At 67.1% G+C, this 2,165-nt stretch carries 3 protein-coding genes; all 3 read right to left on the bottom strand.

All coding sequences use genetic code 11. The annotated features are described in order from the left end of the window. Positions 1–121 precede the first annotated feature (121 nt). Complete coding sequence (locus NG1_RS34800) at positions 122–964, bottom strand: TauD/TfdA dioxygenase family protein (RefSeq protein WP_062978118.1); 843 nt, start codon at positions 962–964, stop codon at positions 122–124. 25 nt (positions 965–989) lie between these two features. Beyond that, on the bottom strand, positions 990–1,325 hold the full coding sequence (locus NG1_RS34795) for a hypothetical protein (protein ID WP_084499429.1): 336 nt from the start codon (positions 1,323–1,325) through the stop codon (positions 990–992). Then, positions 1,322–2,165: RHO alpha subunit C-terminal catalytic domain-containing protein (locus NG1_RS34790; RefSeq protein ID WP_062978114.1), on the bottom strand; the 844-nt coding region annotated here is incomplete at its 5' end. The genes NG1_RS34795 and NG1_RS34790, both read right to left, overlap by 4 nt.

Raw genomic sequence — 2,165 nt, 5'->3', positions numbered from 1 at the left:
GATGGAGTCTTCGTAGGACACCGGGCCGGTGCCCAGGTCGGGGTAATGCTGGGTCCAGCTTCCTTCGGGGGGTTTGGGCCAACGAGGCATGGTCGTACTCCTATGCTGTGTTCGGGCCGGGTCACTGGATGGGTTCGTCGCCGAGCACGGTGGTGCGCAGCATCTCCCGTGGCGAATCCGGCTCGTAGGGTGCGGCGCGGTGGATCACGCCGCGGTTGTCCCAGATCACGGTGTCGCCGACGGACCACTCGTGCCGGTACACCCGCTCGGGTGCGGTGCTGCGGGCGAGCAGGTCCTCCAACAGAGCACGGCTCCGGTCGGCATCCAGGCCCAGCACCTCGCCGGCGGACGCGCCGAGCACCAGCGAACGCCGCCCGGACCGGTGTGTCCACACGATCGGATGCTCACGGACCGGCCGCCGCCGCCACGCCGCGAGCTGCTCGGGCGTCGGGTCCGGCGTGATCCTTCGCTGCGATGCCTCCAGCGAGTGCACCACCCGCAATCCGGCCAGATAGTCCCGCTCGGTCTCGCTCAGATCGTCGTAAGCCTTGTAGGTGCTGGCGAACTCGGTCTCCCCGCCGCTGTCCGCCACGGCCTTCGCCGACAGCATCGTCGCCATCTGCGGATACGCGCCGTCCTCCGGGGTGCACCCGTCGATGTGCCAGTCGAAGGTGGCGCGCAGGTACCCCGCCGAGGGGTTCTTCGAGGTGTCGAGACTGACTCGGTAGATCCCCTCCACCGGGTGGTGTCCCGGGGAGGTGTCGATCGGTCCGAGGGTGCGGCAGAACGCGACCTGGGTCTCGGGGTCGAGGTCCAGGCCACGGAAGACGAGCACGCCGTTGTCCTCGAGCGCCTGCTTGATCGCCCCGGGCACGGCGGGGTCGCCGACGAGCCGGTCGGGTGTGAGGCCGACGATCTCGGCGCCGACGTCGTGGCCCAGCTTCTCCACGGTGAGTGTTGTCATGATCTGATCCTTCGGATTCGGCCGGTCAGGGCGTGGGCTCGCCGACCCGCGCCAGCCAGGCGTCGGCGCTGTCGACCGGCGCGGGCTGCTGGAAGATCTCCACCGCCATCGCCACCATGACCAGCGAGTAGACGAGGTGGAGCAGGTTGAGGGCGTCGTCGGGCAGCTCGTCGAGGGGGAACTTGTCGCAGTAGACGATGGCGTCGTCCAGGCGGGGGAAGAACGCGTCGTAGAAGGCGTTGAGCTCCGCCATCGTGCTCGCCTGCCGCTGGGCCCATCGGGCGGACTCGGATTCCAGGCACCAGGTCGGCGCGAATCTCTCGAACTCGGCGAAGGCCGGAGGCAGCATGGGCCCGCTCATGACCGGGCTCCCACGCGCTCGCCGCGGTAGTCGTCCACCCAGTCGGCCACGACCTTGTGGAAGTGCCGCACCAGGATCTCCTGGTCGTTGACCGGGTAGTCGGTGACGTTCGCGGTGCGGTAGGCCTGCTCCAGTGCGGTCTGGGTGCCGGTCAACATGCCCGCGTCCTGCAACGCGAACTCCTTGAACACGACCGAGGCCACCTCGTGCTCGACGCGTTTGCGCACCGTATCGGCCGGCTGGAAGCACAGCGTGCCCTCGAACACGTGGGTGTTGTAGGAGGTGGGCCAGTAGCGGTAGAGCAGATACCAGCCGCGATAGAACAGGATCTCGATGTTGGGGAAGATCTGGAAGTTGTCGATTCCCCAGGGCTCCACCCGGCCGGGATTGATACCCGGCGGCAGTTCACCGATATCCGGTGATTCCCACGGACCCACCAGACCGCTGTGGGTGACCCGCTCGATCGGGTACATGTACTCCGCGGGCAGTGTCCAGCGCCGAGCTCCCCCGGTGCTGACCATTCGGTGCGGACCGTCGAGTTGGAAATGCGCGCAGGTGAATCCGGCATCCGGCTTGCGCACCGCCCCGGGGACCTGCTGCGAGTGCAGACCCGGCACGTGGTAGTACTCCTGGAAGGCATCGGCGAACAGTTTCCAGTTGCTCCGGTTCTCGGCCCGGAACTCGTACCACTCCGTCATGCGGTCGAAGGGGTAGCCCTCCAAAGCCGTCACCATCGGACCCAAGAACTCCCGCAACGTCTGCGACGGCTCAGCAGCCAAATTCACGAAAATAAAACCCGCCCACACCTCGCAATGCACCACAGCAAGCCCGAACCGATCC

It is taken from the genome of Nocardia gamkensis NBRC 108242 (assembly GCF_001612985.1).
Lineage (GTDB): Bacteria > Actinomycetota > Actinomycetes > Mycobacteriales > Mycobacteriaceae > Nocardia > Nocardia gamkensis.
Note: the sequence above shows the minus strand (reverse complement) of the source record. Positions and strands in the feature narration are given on the sequence as shown.

What these genes read in the sequence shown, in the direction of transcription:
- NG1_RS34800 (WP_062978118.1), bottom strand. Translation starts at nt 964, where the DNA reads ATGACAACACTCACCGTGGAGAAGCTGGGCCACGACGTCGGCGCCGAG.
- NG1_RS34795 (WP_084499429.1), bottom strand. Translation starts at nt 1,325, where the DNA reads ATGAGCGGGCCCATGCTGCCTCCGGCCTTCGCCGAGTTCGAGAGATTC.